Origin of the sequence: Peribacillus asahii, from assembly GCF_003570725.1 — a bacterium.
Classification (GTDB): domain Bacteria; phylum Bacillota; class Bacilli; order Bacillales; family DSM-1321; genus Peribacillus; species Peribacillus asahii.
Map to the genome: position 1 here is coordinate 17,333 of NZ_QWVS01000048.1, position 19,270 is coordinate 36,602.

Below are 19,270 nucleotides of genomic sequence, written 5' to 3' on the forward strand. Positions count from 1 at the left end.
AACCTAGTAATAAAGGAATCCTCTTACTTATCGATAAAGACTTTATGCAATTTTGAATAAGTTATTAAAAATTGAATAATCAAAAAAGCCGATTCAGAAATGACTGAATCGGCTCTATTATTAGATGGATGAAATCGTATTGTTTATATTTATACTTCTTTCATTTACTATTTTTTGATACTTACGGCTAACAGATGATTGGCTAATTCCTAATGCTTTTGCAGCCTTTGTTGTTGTTTTATATTGCTTCATTGCTAGGAGTATGAGCTGTTCCTCCACGTGATCCATAGCCTCCTGCAAAGGCATTACCCTTGTAATGACCGGCTTTGATTTTTTCACATCATATCCCAAAGAAAGAAATTGACTCACGAATTCAGAAGTAATGTTCTGTTCCTCAGATGACACGACCAATCTCTCAATGATATTTTGAAGTTCCCTTACATTCCCCGGCCATGAGTAAAATTCTAAAACATTAATCGCATCTGGAGTGAGATTGAAGTCCTTATTATATTTATAATTTAGTTGTTGAAGAAAATGAAAAGCCAGTACTGAAATGTCCTCTACCCTTTCTCTTAATGCAGGTATATGGAGGGGAATTACATTTAAGCGATAGAAAAGGTCTTCTCGAAAACTACCGGCTTCAACCATCTTTTCTAGCCTTTTATTTGTCGCTGCAATAATTTGAACGTCCACCTTAATAGGTGATGTACTCCCAACTGGAATAACCTCTTGTTCCTGCAGTACTCTCAAAAGTTTTACTTGAAGATGTAAGGGCATCTCACCAATCTCATCCAAAAACAAAACCCCTTTATCTGCTTGCTTAAAATACCCCTCTTTTCCATTTTTATCAGCACCTGTAAAAGAACCTTTCGTATATCCAAAAAGTTCACTTTCTAATAAGTTTTCTGGGATTGCTCCACAGTTTAGTTTTAAAAAGGGCTTGGAAGAACGACTTCCGAGTTGATGAATAGCCTGAGCAATGACTTCCTTTCCTACACCCGATTCCCCATATAGAAGGACAGTCGAAGAAAAGTCTGCTATTTTTCTGGCCTGATTTATGATTTGTTCCATTTTTGAACTTCGATAAATCAATTTCTTAGTAAATCGATCCTTATTTTTAAAATCATCTAATTCCTTTTTATACTGCTCCGATATCTTTTTCATTTCTTTTAGCTCTGTTTTTAAGCGTGTTGTTTCAGTAATATCCCTGGATGCAACAATAATCCTATCTATTTCATTCTTATCATTGAAAACTGGATTTCCGACAGCAAGAATCTTACGCCCATTTCTAGTCTCCTGCACAACAGAAACCCTTTTCTTTTTTTCTAAAACGAGTCTAATGACAGATGGACTAAATAACGCCCGTTCCTCCAGCTTCAAGATATTTTTACCGATCGATTCCTTTAAATCCGTATCCCAGAATCCAGGAATTACGCTGTCGCTGAAGCGAATTAGCTCTGCCTTATGGTTTACGACGAGAATTTCATCATAAATGCTCGATAATATGGCGTTCATATCTTTATTTAAATCTTTGATATACTCAATTTCCATTGCCATTTCTTCGACCATAGGTAAATCCTGTACGACAATCACAATGCCCTCAACAATCTGTTCAAAATTAAAGATTGGGCTATAATCCACGAGGACACCCGTTTCATCTCTAATTTGCAGCTGATTAAGGATGGTTTCGCCTGTTTCAAATACATTGTTTATGTGTTCACCGTTAAAAATACATTCAGCTTGCACATTCATAACTTTCTCTGCCGTAGCTTTCATCATCTTCAAGCCCGAATCATTATAATTAATAATCCGCTTTTCCTTATCTATTACAAAAATCCCCATAGGTATCGAGGTTAGGATGATTTTTAACAAATCGATATTCTGATTCTCTTGCTTAAAAAGTTCAGCAAGAATATCCTCACGCCGTATATAACCAGCTGGTTTCTCATCTTCCTCTTTGATAATCGCAAATGGTTCCCCAATAATTTGAAAGAGAACAGGTAACGAAATGTGCTCATTGAGCTTACAGATACTGTCAATCGTTTTTGAATGATTCAATAAGTCTCTTAATGTTAATGGTGAACCCTCTTTGATCCCCTGTGAAAGAGTGTTCATATTAACATATGAAAATAACTTCTCTTGTTTAATCAAGAATAAAAAGGGTTCTTTAATGCCCATAATTTCTATATGTTGATCTTCTTCTATTTCATCTATAGCTATTGTAATGAGTGGTCTAATCTTTTCTTTAGCGATTGCAAACATATGTAACCCTCCTTATTTTCTCTTAATATGGGTATTGTTAACATTCTACAATACTTTTTCAGAAAAATTCAATAAATTCCTATTGTTCCTTTTACTAGAAAAAATAATAAATACAGCAAAAAGAAGATGAATGGAATCATCTTCTTTTTGCTGTATTAATCACTGCCAATCACGAATAAATCTTCTTTAAAATAGGCGAGGACCATTCCGGTTACTACATGTTCCCCTTCCAAAACTTCTAATGATTCTACTTCTCCGTTGACACATGTATGAACGATTTCCAAACGCCCATCTGCTGTCTTAATATGAAATAGTGGTTTCCATGCGTAGAATCTTGAATTTTCATTGATTGAAATCTTTTCCACGACACCATGACAAGGACTAAGAATCACATCAGCATACATATGCATCATCCCTTTCTTTAAGTATTCTTCAAATACCTATTAATTCCCTAATTAGTTGTTTAAGATTGGAACCTGATCCATCCTCGAAGCCGGGATGCTTCTACTACTTTACGGATTCCTTCTATATAGGCGGCTACTTTCATGTTCACGGAAAACGTTTTAGAAGTATGATAGACCTTCAAAAAGCTGACTGTTATTTTTTCTTTTAATCGTTGATCGACAAGCTCTTCTGTCCAATAATATCCTTGGTTGTTTTGGCACCATTCAAAATAAGAGACAATTACACCCCCTGAATTCGCCAAAATATCCGGGACTAGTAATATACCTTTTTCATCGAGAATCTTAATGGCTTCTTTTGTAGTTGGTCCATTTGCTGCTTCAATTAAAATTTTGCATTGTAATCGCCTTGCATTTTGTTTGTTGACCACTCCGCTAATAGCAGCAGGAATGAGCACATCGCACTCTTTTTCTAATAATTCTTGATTGGATAAAGAATCTTTAAATCTATTCGAAACAACTCCAAACGAGTCTCTATTATCCAAAAGGTACGGTATATCTAAGCCGTCGGGGTCATATAAACCACCAAGCACATCCGCTATTCCGACAACCTTTGCCCCTAATTCATGTAAATACATCGCTAAATAACTACCAACATTTCCGAATCCCTGAATAATTACCCGCATCCCTTGAATAGGAATTTTCTTTAAATCACTAACCGTTTGAAGCGTATATAATACTCCCTTAGAAGTAGCTGTTTCCCTACCCTTTGATCCCCCTAATGAGAGTGGCTTACCTGTAATAAAGCCAGGTGAATCAAATTCCCTGATATGATAGTATTCATCTAGCATCCAAGCCATTATTTGAGAATTTGTATACATATCCGGTGCAGGAATATCCTTTGTCGGCCCCACTATTTGACTAACCGCCCGCACATACCCTCTACTTAATCGTTCTATCTCAGGAAAACTCATCTTTCTAGGATCACAGACAATGCCACCCTTTGCCCCTCCATATGGAAGATCTGTTATTCCACATTTCAAACTCATCCACCCCGCCAAAGCCTTCACTTCTTCTGGAGTGACATCTGGGTGGAACCTAATCCCTCCTTTCGTTGGACCCATTGCATCATTATGCTGAGCCCGATATCCTTGAAACATCCTTGTCTCACCATTGTCCATTTGAACAGGAATACTGACCTCTAAAAACCGCATTGGTGTTTTTATAAAATCAAAAACTTGATCTGGATAGTTCAAAACTCCAATTGCTTCTTTTAAGATATCCTGGAATTCTTGCAAAGAATTATCCTTTTCACTCTCTTGATTTACCCTTTGGCTTTTTACAATTCCCTCAGTTTTCCCTGCCATTTTAGCACCTCATTTTTTTATTCTTATAAATATATAAAGCAATTTTCGTGCCAGCTTTAACATCATATTACTCGTTGGTATATCAGCCCTGCATTCAGCCAAATATATGTATAAATTCATAAGTCATTCAAATTTGCATAATGTCAAAATCGAATGATGAAATAAACGACAATCAAAAAAACGCATCCTAATAGAATGCGTTTTTTCCTTTATGCCTGAATTTCTTCAACCTGATATTGAGGTGGAGCTTTCCGGAATGCCTTTGTAATATATAAGAGATAACCAAAACCAATGATGAACCAGGCTAACCCCATTACTAGTGAGCTAGTCTCGAGGTTAATCCAGAGAATAGCAATTGATAAAGCGCCGATTAAAGGCATAATTAAGTATTTGAAGAACCCCTTTATAGTTCGATGCTTCTTTTCCCGTAAAACAAAATGATTAATCACTGACAGATTTACAAAAGTAAAGGCCATTAATGCACCAAAGTTAATTAGTGATGCTGCCGTGACTAAATCAAAGAAACAGGCTGATAATGAAATAACCCCAACTATGACAACGTTAATAGCTGGTGTTTTCCACTTAGGATGAATATATCCGAACCATTTTTCCGGAAACACTTTATCACGGCCCATAACATATAAAAGACGTGAGACACTGGCATGTGATGCTAGCCCTGATGCTAACGTATTGACGAAAGTTGTACAAAGAAAAATCGATTGAAACAGCTTCCCTCCTACATAAAGAGCGATTTCTGGTAAAGCAGCCTCTGGCTCCTTAAACCGAGACATATCCGGAAAAAAGAGCTGAATAAAGAATGAAGCAGTGATGAAAATAATTCCCCCCAAAGGGCAGTAAGAAAGATCGCTTTCGGAATCGTTTTTTTCGGATTTGGTGTTTCTTCTGCCAGTGTCGTTACTGCATCAAACCCTAAGAAAGAAAAACAAAGAATAGTAGCCCCGGTAATTAAAACTGAATAGTTCATTCCATCTGTAAAGAAAGGCTGCATTGTAAACACTTCTCCTGCACCTTCACCATTATGCAAACCCTTTACAACAAGGATGACAAAAACTACCATGATGGCAACCTGAATGAAAACAAAAAGGGCATTAAAATTAGCAAGTAGATTAACGCTCCGAAGATTGAGAATCGTAACAATTCCTACAAATAAAAACACCCATACCCATGTTGGAACTTCTGGAAATAGTGCTGTAAGGTAGATTTTAGTCAACAATGCATTTACCATTGGCAAAAAGAGATAATCTAACAATGAGGACCATCCTACCAAAAACCCTAAATGTCGGTTAATCGCCTTTTGCGTATAAGTATAGGCAGAACCTGCTGTAGGGAAGATCTTTACAAGCTTTCCATAGCTTGCAGCTGTAAATAGCATACCCACCAATGCAATAATATAGGCAGTTGGGACATGACCTTCCGTAATTTCAGAGACAATACCAAATGTGTCAAATACGACCATGGGCGTCATATAAGCTAGCCCCATCATAACGATTTGCCATAATTTTAGTGATCTTTTCAATTTAGCACCATCTTCCACCTATCATTCCCCCTTTTTTGCGCTTTCCTTTTATAGTTAACCCATCAAATTAGCTGAAATTAAGAATCCTCCCTTCTTTTTCAAATTTCTAAGGTCTTCATAATATCAAAATGCATATCTTGTGCCACACTCCGACATTTGATAAAAAATGCCAAAAAAACTTTTAAATGACGCAATATTAGATAGAAAATTGGAGTTATAAACTAGATTAGGAGATGAATCGATTTCGTATAATCCATTCAGTTCTGCATAAATTATTCTTTTCTTCATAAATATTCTAAATCATATCTAGATTTAGAGTACACCAAAGATCTTTTTAATAGAGAACTCGGAGTTGGCATGATATTTGCATAACTTTAACAAAGAGAGACTAAAAAAATTGGAGGAATACAAAATGAAATATCCACTATCCCCTGACGTAAAACCAGAGTTCTGTACGACCGGCTCATTTATGCGATTACCTGCCTCAAGAGAAAATGCTAAATTAGCCGTGGTAGGTTTGCCTTTTGATACAGCTGCATCATTCAGGGTAGGAGCAAGGTTTGCCCCACAGGCAATCCGTCAGGCATCTATGACTCTATTTCCTTACCATCCAATTCACAAGGTATACCCGTTTGATGACTGTAATGCGATTGATATTGGGGATGTTTCAGTCATCCCTCATAATATCCACCGAAGCTATGAGTTAATTGAAAGTGCAATGACAGACTTGATGAAACAAGGAATCATTCCAATAGGTATTGGTGGAGACCACTCAGTAACATTGGCAAACCTACGTGCCGCCGCAAAAATATATGGACCGGTCGCACTACTCCATTTTGATTCACATACAGATACCTGGGATACCTATTATGATGAGAAGTATTGGCATGGTTCCCCTTTTATCCGCGCTTATGAGGAAGGGCTACTTCAAACGGATAAAGTGTTCCAAATTGGAATTAGAGGTACGCTTAATCATCCCGGAGATATAGATGCTAGCACAGATTTAGGCTATAAGGTGATTACTACTGCTGAATTAAAAGATAGAGGAATCGAGGATGTCCTAAAGCAGGTTAAGAATATCATCGGAGATACGCCATGTTTCTTAAGCTTCGATATTGATTTTGTGGATCCATCATATGCCCCTGGTACAGGCACCCTAGAGGTTGGCGGTCCAAGTAGCTTTGAAACCCTTCAGATGATTCGTTCTCTACATGGATTTAATTTTATCGGGTTCGATCTGGTGGAGGTTCTCCCCCCCTACGATCCAACACAAATCACATCACTATTAGCAGCCACTATCATTCATGACTTTGCTAGTTTAGTAGCCTTAAAGATAAAGGAAGAAAAACAAGACAAATCGCGCCAAAATAATTCATAGTATTTCATTGAATGCAAGCTTATGAAATGAAGAAAAAGCAGACCTTAACGAGGTTCTGCTTCTTTTTGGTTTATAATCATAAGTTACCCATAAGTATTCGAATCTATGAGAAATTGAATTTCAGAGCCTTTTCATAAAAAACACTGTTTTAAAGTAGATGACTTTAGATAGGTCGATTTTTTATTCACTTTTGAATAGAGTATGCAATATTGAATAATCACAAAATGTAATTCTTATTTAAAATATACATCTCCCCTCCTCATTTTCCCCTTTATCTTCAATTTATTTGTTATTACAAAAGAAAAACGTTACAATCCGCCTTAATTTGGCATGTTTTTTGCTTTATTTTATGTATATTAGCTAAATCAGAAAATAAAGGGGGCTTTATATGTCAGATTCGAAAGAAATGAAAAGGTCATTAACTCTTATTCCTGTTGTTCTATTTGGTTTTTCTTTTATGGCATTGGCTACTGTGTTTAGTACATATGGAATCGCTGCAGAAATATCTCATGGTATGGTCCCAGGCTCCTACTTACTCGCCTTAATTGTGATACTCTTTACCGCATACAGTTATGGACAGATGGCAAAAGTGATTCCTTCGGCAGGTTCAGCGTATGCATACACACAAAAATCAATCAATTCTTATGCTGGTTTTCTAGTAGGTTGGTCGATTTTAATGGATTATTTATTCATCCCAATGGTTAATTACTTGTTATTTAGTATCTTCTTCTCCGCAGCCTTTCCAGCTGTACCGGCATACGTTTGGGTATTAGGTCTACTATTGATTGTGACGGTGATTAATGTATTGGGCGTGAAAATGGCGACAAAAACCAATGCTCTGCTTACCATTTTCTCTTTGCTTTTTATTGCGATATTTATTGGATTATCTATTCGTGAAATTACTGGTGGTGCAGGAACGGGGACACTTTGGAGCTTTGAGTCTTTTTATAATACGAACGAGCCCTTCTCTTTCATCGTCGCAGGGGCAGCTCTTCTTTGTTTCTCATTTCTTGGATTTGATTCTGCTACAACGTTTGCTGAAGAAACGGTTCAACCTGAAAAAAACATTCCTCGCGCAGTCTATATCATTATGTTTACGGGTGGCATTCTATTTATAGCCGTATCATATTTTGCACATAATGTCTGGCCTTCATATGATACGTTCACTAATGCGGATGCGGCAGCCAGCGAGATTATTACATTTGTTGGCGGAAAAACATTTGTTACTTTCTTCTTGGCTGTTTACGGGCTCACTGCCTTTGGATCTGCTATGTCTTCTCAAGCAAGTGCATCGCGTGTCCTCTATGCAATGGGGCGTGATGGACAATTACCGAAGAAGTTCTTCGGAGCCCTTCATAAAAAATATAACACTCCTGTTAATAACATTCTTTTAATTAGTGGATTTTCGCTACTTGCATTGGTTTTAAGTTTGACATTAGTTGCTTCGTTTATAAACTTCGGAGCATTTCTTGCCTTCACTTGTGTTAACCTCTCTGTCATTTCTTATTATTTTATCAAGAACAAACAACGATCTTTTAAAGGAGCCGTTCTATATTTAATCATCCCACTTATTGGATCCATTCTTGATATATGGCTACTTGTGAACTTAGATATTCACTCAAAAGTACTTGGAGGAATTTGGTTTACACTTGGGTTTGTATACTTACTTTTTTTAACAAAAGGACTAAGGAAATCACCACCAGAAATGAATTTATCAGGTGAACATATTTAAAAAAGGAGAAATGATTATGACAAACGCAGATATAATAATCAAAAGTAATAGCGTGTTTACAGGATTAAGCGAACAGCCTGAATCGTTAGCAATAGCAATTAAAGGAAACCGAATTTTAGAAGTTGGTAAAAAAGAAGATATATTGGTATTCCAAGGCGATAAAACTGAAGTAATAGATGTTGGGGATCAATTGGTAATGGCTGGTTTTCATGATGCTCATCTGCATATTATGTTAGGAAGTCTGTTCAGCCATTACTGCGTATCACTAACAGATGTGCAGTCTGCTGATGAAGCTGTGGCAAAAGTAAAAGTATATAGCGAAGAACAGAACAATCAAGAATGGATTATCGGGACAGGCTGGGATCATACCGCCTGGGGGGATAAAGAATTCCCGACTTGTTATCTATTAGATGCCGTTTTACCGGATCGTCCAGCTGTTTTGCTACATGCAGAAGGGCATTATGGTTGGGTGAATTCAAAAGCACTTGAAATGGCTGGAATTACAAGGAATACCGAAAATCCGGCATATGGGATCATTTATAAAGATGATAATGGAGAGCCCACAGGAATTCTTATAGAAACGGCGATTTCATTAGTCACTGATTTTGCCTATGATTTTCCAAAAGAAACATTCTCTCGTATGGTCGCTCAGTTTTTGGACAAAGCTGCTCAACTTGGTATTACTTCCGTCAACGATTTATACGCGAGCCGTGCACATGAAAAACTAGAAGCTTATGCTATTTATAAAGAATTTGATGAAGCAGGATTGTTAACAACTCGCTTTCATGTATATCCGCCATTGAATGGGGATATTGAAACAGCTAAAAAGCTAAGAGAACAATATAATTCAGGTAAGTTGAAATTAGCCGGTTTAAAGCAATTCATTGACGGAGTCGTTACTGGTCACACAGCTTTTATGCTTGATCCATATACGGACAAGCCGGATTCAGTGGGGGAAGTGGCCTATTCTGTTGAAGAACTAGAAAAATGGGTACTAGAAGCAGATAAAGAAGGATTCCAAATTCGTTTTCATTCTATTGGCGATGGAGCAGTTCGTCTAGGATTAGATTTATATGAAAAAGCTCAAAGTGTAAATGGCAAAAGAGATGCTCGTCATGCATTAGAACATATTGAAGTAATTGCACCAGAAGATATTCCTCGTTTTGCACAATTAGGAGTCATGCCATCGATTCAGCCCTATCATATAGCATTGATGCCAAGGGAAAGCCATACAACACGTGTTAGTGCTGAAAAATATCCGTATATTTATCCGAATGCAAAACTTGTACGCTCAGGTGCTGTCGTTTCATATAGTAGTGATTATCCGATTGTTCCATTAGAACCGATGTTAGAAATCTATCATGCTGCAACACGTAAAGATAGTACATTAATAGATACATGGAACGAACAAGAAAGAGTAACGCTAGCAGAAGCTTTAAAAGCATATACACTTGGTTCTGCCTACAGTGTGTTTCGCGAGCATGAGCTAGGCACGATTGAAAGCGGTAAATTAGCTGACATTATCGTGCTTGACCGAAACTTATTTACAGTCTCAAAAGAGGAAATACTACAAACAAAGGTAGAACTAACGATTATGGATGGAAAGAAGATTTGGAATAGAAGTGTTACTGACGTAGCTAACCTTCATGTGTAAGGAAGAGAGCTACTACATGTATTGTTGATTGTTCTCCGCTTTACACACCATTAAAATGGTTCTGGTGCAAAAACTTGAAGAAAATATAAAAAAGTGAAGGATTTTCAGTAACCCTAGTCTTATGCAACTAGTCTAAAGAGTTGATGGATGAATTTTTTGATTTTGGACAGACTTCTCCCTTTGGAGAGTCTGTCCTTTTTAGTTTAAGTATCAGCATGTCCAAGATTTAGAGATTAGTTTCAAGTTAGCTGAAATTTTTGTAACAGAAGCCACATTCCGACATCATTTCGTAATGGCATTACCAATATATTGCAACGGCCCTGTCATATTTTTCTGTTATTCTAAGTCTACATTAAAGAACAAAGGAGGACTTATTCAATTGAAAAAAATACTAATGTCCATTATAACGGCAACACTTTTAGTATTTAGTTTTTCCGGAGTTTCATCGGCTGCGAGTACATACCAGGTAAAATCAGGCGATTCATTGTGGAAAATCGCTAAAAAATATAAAATTACAGTTAGTCAGCTTAAAAGTTGGAATAACCTAAAAAGCAATACAATTAGACCAAAGCAAGTGTTAAAGGTAAAGAAAACAACAGCTAAAAAAGCATCTAGTACAAAGAAAGCTGTCCATAAAACAATTAAGGTAAAAGCTACAGCATATACGGCAAATTGTAAAGGCTGTAGCGGTATAACAGCAACTGGATTAAACTTAAAGAAAAACCCTACTGTTAAAGCCATTGCCGTCGATCCAAAAGTCATTCCACTTGGCACAAAGGTTCATGTGGAGGGTTATGGCCAGGCTGTTGCTGCTGATAAAGGCGGAGCCATTAAAGGAAATAAAATTGACGTATTCATTGCTTCTAAACAAAAAGCCCTTAATTGGGGCGTAAAAACAGTCAAAGTAACTGTTTATAAATAATCAAGTAATACCGCTCCTAAAGCATAGCTTTGGGAGCTTTTCTTCTGTAGGAATAGTAGAACCTTTTTAGTATATAGCCAGTCACCCATTGCAACATTGACGAAGTTCCCCGAATCATCTTTTCAAAATGCTCGTTTACCCCCTGTCTCAATTAACATGTAACAAGCTTCATGATTAAACAGTCGAAGCTGTCGATAATTCAAAATAAGGAGAAATGCTATTTGGTTGCTCCTATTTCACTGTACCGTTCTTCACTCGTCCTTGAAAGTCCTAGGCAAAGCGTGCTTTTTTCGCAATATGTATGACCATCACTTCTAGAACATTAACAATACAACTAAAACATTCATTTTTAGGTAAATGATCCATTCCTCGAATCATTTCCTTACCTATTTACTGACAGAAAGAAATCAAAAAGGGTGCCAATCACCATATCCTGGTGCTTGACACCCAAAGTCACAAACAACTTAATCTATTCTATTCCATTCAATTCGATACAAATCACGTCGTCGATCGCGTAATTGGCGCAGCGAACCAGAATTTCGAGAACGTCTCAGCTTTTCAAGGTCAACGTCACCAACAACGACGGTATCAATGTTAGCATCACATTCTCCTACAATTCCATCCCTTGCAAACTCAAAATCGGAAGGTGAAAAAATTCCAGATTGGGCGTACTGAATATCCACATTCTCAACATGTGTTAAGTTGCCCACGGTTCCAGCAATACAAGTATATACTTGGTTCTCAATCGCACGTGCCTGAGCACAGTAGCGAACACGGAGATACCCCTGACGATCCTCTGTACAAAAAGGGACAAAAATAATATTCGCACCCTTATCAACAGCAATCCTTGCGAGCTCTGGGAACTCGATGTCGTAAGAAACTTGGATAGCAATCTTTCCGCAATCCGTGTCAAACACATGAATGTCGTTTCCTTCTGAAATACCCCACCACTTTTTCTCATTTGGTGTTATGTGAAGTTTAGACTGTTTTTCTATCGTGCCATCGCGACGGAATAGGAAACCGACATTGTAGACATCCCCATTCTCTTCAACAAAATGTGACCCACCAACAATGTTTATGTTATATCGTACTGCGAGTGCCGTAAACAAATCGATATATTCATTTGTATAGGTTGCCAGTCGTCGAACTGCCTGATCTGGTCGTTTTTCTTCGAGAAATGATAATAATTGGGTTGTGAATATTTCTGGAAATACAACAAAATCCGATCCGAAATCAGCCGCGACGTCGACATAATACTCAATTTGACGATTAAAATCCTGAAACGACTCAATTTTTTTCATCATGTACTGAACCGCACAGATTCTAACCGGGAACGATGTGCGATAAATTCGCTTATTCTTGGGACGATAATCGACGTTGTTCCATTCCATCAAGGTAGCCATAGAAGCAGATGCTTTGTCATCTGGCAGATAGCTTGTGTTGATACGTTTAATCGTAAACCCCTGCAGAAGCTGAAAGGACAAAACTGGATCATAAATACTGTGCTTTTCAACTGCTGCAACATATTCACGAGCCGTCATGTCATTCTTGTATTTGTGGTAATTTGGAATTCGTCCCCCGATAATGATACTTTGAAGATTTAATCGAACAGCGAGTTCCTTGCGCGCCTCGTAAAGACGGGCTCCTAGTTTCATACGCCGGTATTCTGGATCGACCATTACTTCAATTCCGTATAAATTGTTCCCATCAGGGTCGTGATTCGTAATATAACCGTTGTCTGTGATAACGTCCCATGTGTGCTGGTCATCATATTCTTCAAAATTGACGATTAGACTTGAACAGGAACCTACAATCTTATCCTCATATTCGACGCAAAATTGACCCTCGGGGAAAATTCGAATGTGACTTACCAATTGCTCCCTCTTCCATGGATCCATGTTAGGGAAGCAAACTTTCCCTAACTTTATAATTTCATCAATGTCTTCGATTCGTATGTTGCGAATGATTATTTTCTTCTCGTATTTTGACAAATCTGTTTCTGACACGTTCTCACACCCTTGCTCTAGTTGTAAAGCTATGTAGTTTCCTTAAAAATATCCTTCTTCTATTTAAATACCATTTTCATTTATGATTCCCTTAATTACATAATTAATGATACATATTAAAAATTGACCCTAGTCAAAATTTCCATTTTCCCCTGAGCCTTGCGAATAAATGACCCTTTATATAAACCCCATCTACTAATACCTCCCATTTTGTGACATCGTCTTTTTAACAAAAGTAGTAGGATGATGCTTATTCCACTCCTTATGTCATTCGCATTATAAGGAATGGATGCATTATTAAGCGTACACCTGCTTTAATTCTTTGTCACGTTAAACGAAAGACTGCAGGTTAAGCCATTCCATAGCATTGCTGAATTTCAATATATAAATACTTTTCAAGAAAATAATAAATGGGCAAAAAAGGTATTCCTTAGAATAACTCTGTTTAGGATAACTATGTACCAATTCATATCACCTATTTTTTTAATTCTCATTTCAATTTAAAAAGTCATTATTCGACAAAATAATCATTAATTCGACAAAAACATTTGACGTTTCAAACATAAACGTATAAAATTTTCACATATTTGTGAAAAGAAAGAATGAGGGTTGATTGTGAAAAATGTATTATTTAGGAGAAAAAATATTGGCGAATTGCTGAAGAAAAATGGAAATATCCAGCTAAAGCAAACTTTAGGAGCATTTGATTTAGTGCTGCTTGGGGTAGGCGCCATTGTCGGAACAGGTATATTCATTCTTCCTGGGACAGTCGCTGCGGAGCATGCTGGACCAGCGATAATTTTTTCATTTATTATTGCTGCTATTGTCTGTGCATTGGCAGGTATGTGTTATTCAGAATTTTCTTCAGCCGTACCAGTAACAGGTAGTGCATATACGTATGGATACATTGTGTTTGGAGAATTGATTGCTTGGTTAGTTGGGTGGGCTTTGCTGTTAGAATATGGCTTAGCCGTTGCGGCGGTTGCAACTGGTTGGTCTGCTTATTTAAGTGCTTTGTTAGAAGGATTTAATATTACCATTCCAAAGGCCATCTCTGGCTCTTTTAATCCAGCAGATGGAACATATATAAATGTACCGGCTATAGCTATTATATTTGCCACTGCTTTTTTATTAACATTAGGAATAAAAGAATCTACGAGATTTAATGCAATCATGGTATTTATTAAGGTCTTCGTTATTCTTTTATTTATTGGAGTAGGTGTTTTTTATGTTGAGCCTGCTAATTGGCAACCATTTATGCCATTCGGAATGACTGGTGTTATGAATGGGGCAGCCCTAGTTTTCTTTGCCTATCTTGGGTTCGACGCTGTTTCATCAGCGGCTGAAGAGGTAAAGAGTCCACAGCGTAATATGCCAATTGGAATTATCGGATCGTTATTTATTTGTACAATTCTTTACGTAACTGTTTCACTTGTTTTGACTGGGATGGTTTCATATACACAACTAAATGTAAGTGACCCCGTTAGCTTCGTTATGCAGCTGGTTCACCAAGATTGGATCGCTGGTATTATTTCACTTGGTGCTGTTGTTGGGATGATGACCGTTATACTTGTTATGTGCTATGGTGGGACAAGACTTCTTTATGCGTTTGGCCGTGATGGTTTGCTGCCGAAAATTATGTGTGAGCTTAGTAAAAAGTATAAAACACCCGTTAAAAATACGTGGATATTTGCAACACTTGTAGCTTTTTGTGCCGGCTTCGTACCGTTGTCTAAACTAGCGGAATTAGTCAATATGGGAACATTACTTGCATTTACAATCGTTTCACTCGGAGTGATTTACTTAAGAAAAAACAAGAGCATACCATCGGGCGGTTTTAAAGTACCACTCTTTCCACTCTTACCGATTGTATCGTTCCTATTATGTTTATTTTTAATTACTCAGCTCTCTGCCTATACATGGATTGCATGCGGTATTTGGTTTGTCTTTGGATTACTCATCTATTTTGTTTATGGTAAAAAACATAGCTTAATGAATAAAGAATAAGAAATATAAAAAGTGAGCTTGCGTTGTCATGAAGAGACATGTAAGCTCACTTTTCTTTTTAGATAAGAATAAATTTGGAGAAACCAATCCGTAAACTTGATTCGTACTAAAGGATCCTAAACAGAGCTTGTACACCTGTTAGGAAGATCCCTATTACAAACCCACAAACTGCTCCGTTAACACGAATCCATTGTAGATCTTTTCCTATATTATTTTCTATCATTTCAACAAGTGTTTCATTGTCTAACTTGTCTAAATTCTCTTGTACAAGATTGCCAATTTGTGAATGATTATTTTCAACCAGCACGGCTATTTGCTTTTGTATCCAATGATCAATGTTGATGTTATTCTCTTGGATACTGTCTAGTATGCGGTTCATCAACGGAATAAGATAACTATCCATAAAATCTTTATCTTCTACGAAAACCAATGCCTTTTCTTGAATTCGTTGCAGACTTTTCGTTATTGCTTGATCAGGCTCCCATTTCGCCAGCAGTTGATTTTTCCATTTCTCAACGCTTTCTACTAGTTCGCGGTTATCACTTATACCTTGTAACTCTTTCCGAATATATAAGAGTAAAGCTTCTCGATTCGCTTCACCCTCGTGTTTCAAACTATTGACCACACTTAGTAATAGGTTTTGCACAATATTGCCGAGTTTTTCCTCATTCAGTAAACTTTGAATAGACTTAAGAACAAACTGCAGCATTCCATCTGCCTCAATCTTGTTGATGATATTCATAGAAACAGATCCTAACCGGTGACTAGTCTGTTCTTTTCTTAACCAATCCTCAGCTTTTTTCAAAATATGATCCAGAGCTTTCTTATCAACCTGTTCATTAATTAGCTGTGAGCTTATGACTTGAAGAAATTTTCTCATTTCAACGTTAGCGAGCGTTGAGGTTATTTGTTTTTTAATGAAAGGTGTAAGCTTTTCAACGTCTATGTAACGAATCAGTTTCTTAATCAATTGAATAAGACCGTTTCTAAAAGAATCTGTTTGCATCTGTTCAGCTATGATGGCGATTAGCTTTTCTGTAAAAGGAATGTGTTTTACTTTTTCTTGGATGCTTTCCTTAGAAAGCCATTCATTTTTTACTACTGAAACAAGTGCATTTGACATTCTCTTACGATTATTAGGCAGTAAAGCTGTATGGGGGATTGGTAATCCAAGCGGATGGCGAAATAGTGCAGTAACTGCAAACCAATCGGCTAATCCACCAACAAGCCCAGCTTCAAAACCTCCGTGTAATAAACTCCCCCACCATAAACCTTCAAATGGTGGGGTTACAATATAACCTACCCCCATAATAATTAGTGAATATCTGGCAAGTTTCTTTGACGATTTTGTTTTAGTTGACATTATATTCCCTCATCCTTTAATGATATACAACATTTAATATAACCAAAGTAGTAGCAAATTTCATCACAGTTCTCTATAAAAACCTAATTCCATTAATCAAAAGTAAAGAAAAGATCTATTCCTGGCTTACGACATACCAATGCAACGCTATTAATGAAACAAGACATCAAATCTCAAAATTGTCAGCGAACGTCTCAGTCATACCAATAGAAACAGTGAACAAATTTGAAAAATGCTAGGTTAAAAGTGAAGGAATTCTGTTTATAAATCAAAACAAGAAAATGGAGAAATAATGATTTTTCCCATTTGCGTACTTTTAATTTGTAAATTCATAACCTAATATAGATTACTATACTAACAAACGCATAAAGCAAAAATTGGCGAGCATGAGTCCGGTTCAATACCGCCTTCACACCAGCCAATTACGTATAAACTCTAACTTTTTGGAGACACACCAGTTGAACGTCTTACTTCTCTTTCTTCTTGAATTGGGACACTTCTACTTTTCTCCCATTCCAGTAAGATTCTTTGACTCAAAGTTATCGAGCAATGCATGCACTTCATCTGTTGACGCTGTGTTCATTAATTGATTTCTTAATTCACTCGCCCCTCGGAATCCTTTGACATAAATCTTAAAAAAGCGATGCAGAGCCTTGAACGAACGCAGCTCTAATTCTGAATATTTATCATGGAGATCCAGATGCAACCTTAAGAGATCAAGTAATTCCTTACTACTATGATCTTTTGGCTCTTTTTCAAAGGCAAATGGATTATTGAAAATACCACGTCCAATCATAACCCCATCAATATCGTATTGTTGAGCAAGCTTTAAGCCAGTCTGACGGTCAGGGATATCCCCATTGATTGTCAAAAGTGTATCTGGTGCCACCTCATCACGAAGTTTCTTAATCTCCGGGATTAGTTCCCAATGAGCATCTACTTTGCTCATTTCCTTTCTTGTACGCAGATGAATGGAAAGATTAACAATGTCTTGTTTCAATATGTGTGTCAGCCAGTCGCGCCATTCGTCTACCTCCGTGTAACCAAGCCTTGTCTTTACACTTACGGGCAATCCTCCCGCTTTTGCTGCTTGTATTAAATCCGCTGCAACTTCCGGACGACGGATAAGACCGCTTCCCTTCCCATGCTGTGTCACATTAGGTACAGGACAGCCCATATTGATATCTATTCCCTTAAATCCAAGTTCCGCCATACCAATACTCATTTGTCGAAAATTTTCAGGCTTATCGCCCCATATATGGGCTACAATTGGTTGTTCATCCTCTGTAAAAGTCAAACGCCCACGCACACTACGGATCCCCTCTGGGTGACAATAGCTTTCCGAGTTTGTAAACTCTGTAAAAAACACATCTGGTCTAGCTGCTTCACTCACTACATGACGAAAAACAACATCCGTAACGTCTTCCATTGGTGCCAGTATAAAAAAAGGTCGTGGTAAATCACGCCAAAAATTATCTACCATATTCAAACTCAAATCCTCTCATAATGGGATACCAGGCTAACCCCTTGTCCCAAAATTAAAAAGCAAAATGTCTCTGCTTCCTTTACACTTATACCATGCTTAAGCACTTTTTATCAAACGAATCGTAAATGTTTATTTTAACTTTTTAATCTCTGTACAACTAAAATACTCTTCCGCTAAAATCCATCTCATCAACCAGCATTCCACTGTTGGAGTTAAAATAAAGCCTTGCTAAAAAAGAAAATTGAAAGAACACTGGATTGACAAGGGTTCAGCAGGAAAAAGACCTCGAAATCGCAAAAGTGTACTTTAACGAAATCGGGGTCGGACTGTTTAATATTATCGTTTTATCACTGTATTAATTAGCGTGCTAAATACTATTGTCCTGTCCATTTGTGGATGATCTCTCCGAAATGTGTCAGATAGCAATAACCCGCAATCTCTTTATGAATTACTTTTTAATGAATTCACAATGCTCTTGATTTAATTTTTCATAAACCCAATTTAAATCTAGCCCTTTTCCTTTTTCTATTTTTTCTAAGATAGCTTCTTCTCTATTCTGGAGTTCCAACACTTTTTGTTGTAATTCTTTTGCCTCTTCAGGCTTTATAACGATAACGCCATCACCATCTCCTAAGATGATATCTCCAGGACAAACAACCTTTCCCCCAATACTAACAGGAACATTTATCTCTCCTGGACCATTTCTATAAGGACCATTCGGTGTTCGTCCTTTCGCAAAAATAGGTAATTTCATTTGACTTAATATTTCGTAATCCCTAATACAACCATCAATTAGGAAACCACCTAATTTTTTTGATTGTGCCCATTTCGACAGAACTTCTCCTACTAGTGCTCGGTCCATACATCCTTCTCCATCAATGACAAGGATATCGCCCGGCTGTGCTTTTTCAATAGCAAGAAAGATTAATAGATTATCCCCACTTGGCACTTTAACAGTATAGGCTGGTCCAAGTAAATTTTGTTTATTGACTCTTTGAATAGATGAGTCAATTGCAGCCATTTTATTCATACAATCCCCAACGGTGGCAGCTTGCATACCTGCAAAACCTTGAATTAACTCCGTTGATGGTCTTTCAATGTCTTCAAAAACACGAAAACCTATATTTGACATAAAAATCTCCTTTTTGAACCAAT

At 37.2% G+C, this 19,270-nt stretch carries 12 protein-coding genes and 1 pseudogene; 5 read left to right on the forward strand and 8 right to left on the reverse strand.

What is annotated here, in order from left to right; all coding sequences use genetic code 11:
- Positions 1 to 120: 120 nt before the first annotated feature.
- From D1953_RS18190 to D1953_RS18205, 4 genes and pseudogenes are all read right to left on the reverse strand, one after another.
- Positions 121 to 2,262 carry a sigma 54-interacting transcriptional regulator gene (locus tag D1953_RS18190; protein ID WP_119118575.1) on the reverse strand — a complete coding sequence of 714 codons (2,142 nt, stop codon included), beginning with the start codon at positions 2,260 to 2,262 and terminating at the stop codon, positions 121 to 123.
- 155 nt (positions 2,263 to 2,417) lie between these two features.
- A complete protein-coding gene (locus D1953_RS18195; RefSeq protein WP_119118576.1) occupies positions 2,418 to 2,666 on the reverse strand; it encodes a biotin/lipoyl attachment domain-containing protein in 249 nt (82 codons plus the stop codon).
- Positions 2,667 to 2,725: 59 nt separating this feature from the next.
- Entirely contained in the window at positions 2,726 to 4,030 is a 1,305-nt protein-coding gene (locus D1953_RS18200) for a Glu/Leu/Phe/Val family dehydrogenase (protein WP_119118577.1), read from the reverse strand.
- A gap of 209 nt (positions 4,031 to 4,239) precedes the next feature.
- Positions 4,240 to 5,585, reverse strand: a pseudogene (locus D1953_RS18205) (APC family permease).
- Between the two features lie 394 nt (positions 5,586 to 5,979).
- Between D1953_RS18205 and speB the strand changes: the two are divergent.
- The 4 genes from speB (at position 5,980) to D1953_RS18225 (ending at position 11,253) form a co-directional block, all read left to right on the forward strand.
- Positions 5,980 to 6,945, forward strand: a complete 966-nt coding sequence (gene speB, locus D1953_RS18210; RefSeq protein ID WP_119118578.1) for an agmatinase — start codon at positions 5,980 to 5,982, stop codon at positions 6,943 to 6,945.
- 388 nt (positions 6,946 to 7,333) lie between these two features.
- Complete coding sequence (locus tag D1953_RS18215) at positions 7,334 to 8,677, forward strand: APC family permease (RefSeq protein ID WP_119118579.1); 1,344 nt, start codon at positions 7,334 to 7,336, stop codon at positions 8,675 to 8,677.
- 16 nt (positions 8,678 to 8,693) lie between these two features.
- Complete coding sequence (locus tag D1953_RS18220; RefSeq protein ID WP_342769266.1) at positions 8,694 to 10,331, forward strand: amidohydrolase; 1,638 nt, start codon at positions 8,694 to 8,696, stop codon at positions 10,329 to 10,331.
- A gap of 379 nt (positions 10,332 to 10,710) precedes the next feature.
- A complete protein-coding gene (locus D1953_RS18225) occupies positions 10,711 to 11,253 on the forward strand; it encodes a 3D domain-containing protein (protein WP_119118580.1) in 543 nt (180 codons plus the stop codon).
- A gap of 464 nt (positions 11,254 to 11,717) precedes the next feature.
- Here the strand turns inward: D1953_RS18225 and D1953_RS18230 are convergent, their stop codons facing one another.
- Entirely contained in the window at positions 11,718 to 13,259 is a 1,542-nt protein-coding gene (locus D1953_RS18230) for a carbon-nitrogen hydrolase family protein (RefSeq protein ID WP_119118581.1), read from the reverse strand.
- Positions 13,260 to 13,874: 615 nt separating this feature from the next.
- Between D1953_RS18230 and bcaP the strand changes: the two genes are divergently transcribed.
- On the forward strand, positions 13,875 to 15,266 hold the full coding sequence (gene bcaP, locus D1953_RS18235) for a branched-chain amino acid transporter BcaP (protein WP_119118582.1): 1,392 nt from the start codon (positions 13,875 to 13,877) through the stop codon (positions 15,264 to 15,266).
- Positions 15,267 to 15,372: 106 nt separating this feature from the next.
- Here bcaP and D1953_RS18240 read toward each other — a convergent pair whose 3' ends face one another.
- From D1953_RS18240 to D1953_RS18250, 3 genes are all read right to left on the reverse strand, one after another.
- Positions 15,373 to 16,629 (reverse strand): DUF445 domain-containing protein, encoded by a 1,257-nt coding sequence (locus tag D1953_RS18240; RefSeq protein ID WP_182480674.1) that lies wholly within the window; start codon positions 16,627 to 16,629, stop codon positions 15,373 to 15,375.
- A gap of 499 nt (positions 16,630 to 17,128) precedes the next feature.
- A complete protein-coding gene (locus tag D1953_RS18245; protein WP_119118596.1) occupies positions 17,129 to 18,112 on the reverse strand; it encodes a tRNA dihydrouridine synthase in 984 nt (327 codons plus the stop codon).
- A gap of 451 nt (positions 18,113 to 18,563) precedes the next feature.
- A complete protein-coding gene (locus D1953_RS18250) occupies positions 18,564 to 19,247 on the reverse strand; it encodes an RraA family protein (protein ID WP_119118584.1) in 684 nt (227 codons plus the stop codon).
- Positions 19,248 to 19,270 lie beyond the last annotated feature (23 nt).

Bases quoted from the DNA above. Each gene is read 5' to 3' on its own strand.
- D1953_RS18190 (WP_119118575.1), bottom strand. From the start codon at position 2,262: ATGTTTGCAATCGCTAAAGAAAAGATTAGACCACTCATTACAATAGCT.
- D1953_RS18195 (WP_119118576.1), bottom strand. From the start codon at position 2,666: ATGTATGCTGATGTGATTCTTAGTCCTTGTCATGGTGTCGTGGAAAAG.
- D1953_RS18200 (WP_119118577.1), bottom strand. From the start codon at position 4,030: ATGGCAGGGAAAACTGAGGGAATTGTAAAAAGCCAAAGGGTAAATCAA.
- speB (WP_119118578.1), top strand. From the start codon at position 5,980: ATGAAATATCCACTATCCCCTGACGTAAAACCAGAGTTCTGTACGACC.
- D1953_RS18215 (WP_119118579.1), top strand. From the start codon at position 7,334: ATGTCAGATTCGAAAGAAATGAAAAGGTCATTAACTCTTATTCCTGTT.
- D1953_RS18220 (WP_342769266.1), top strand. From the start codon at position 8,694: ATGACAAACGCAGATATAATAATCAAAAGTAATAGCGTGTTTACAGGA.
- D1953_RS18240 (WP_182480674.1), bottom strand. From the start codon at position 16,629: ATGTCAACTAAAACAAAATCGTCAAAGAAACTTGCCAGATATTCACTA.
- D1953_RS18245 (WP_119118596.1), bottom strand. From the start codon at position 18,112: ATGGTAGATAATTTTTGGCGTGATTTACCACGACCTTTTTTTATACTG.
- D1953_RS18250 (WP_119118584.1), bottom strand. From the start codon at position 19,247: ATGTCAAATATAGGTTTTCGTGTTTTTGAAGACATTGAAAGACCATCA.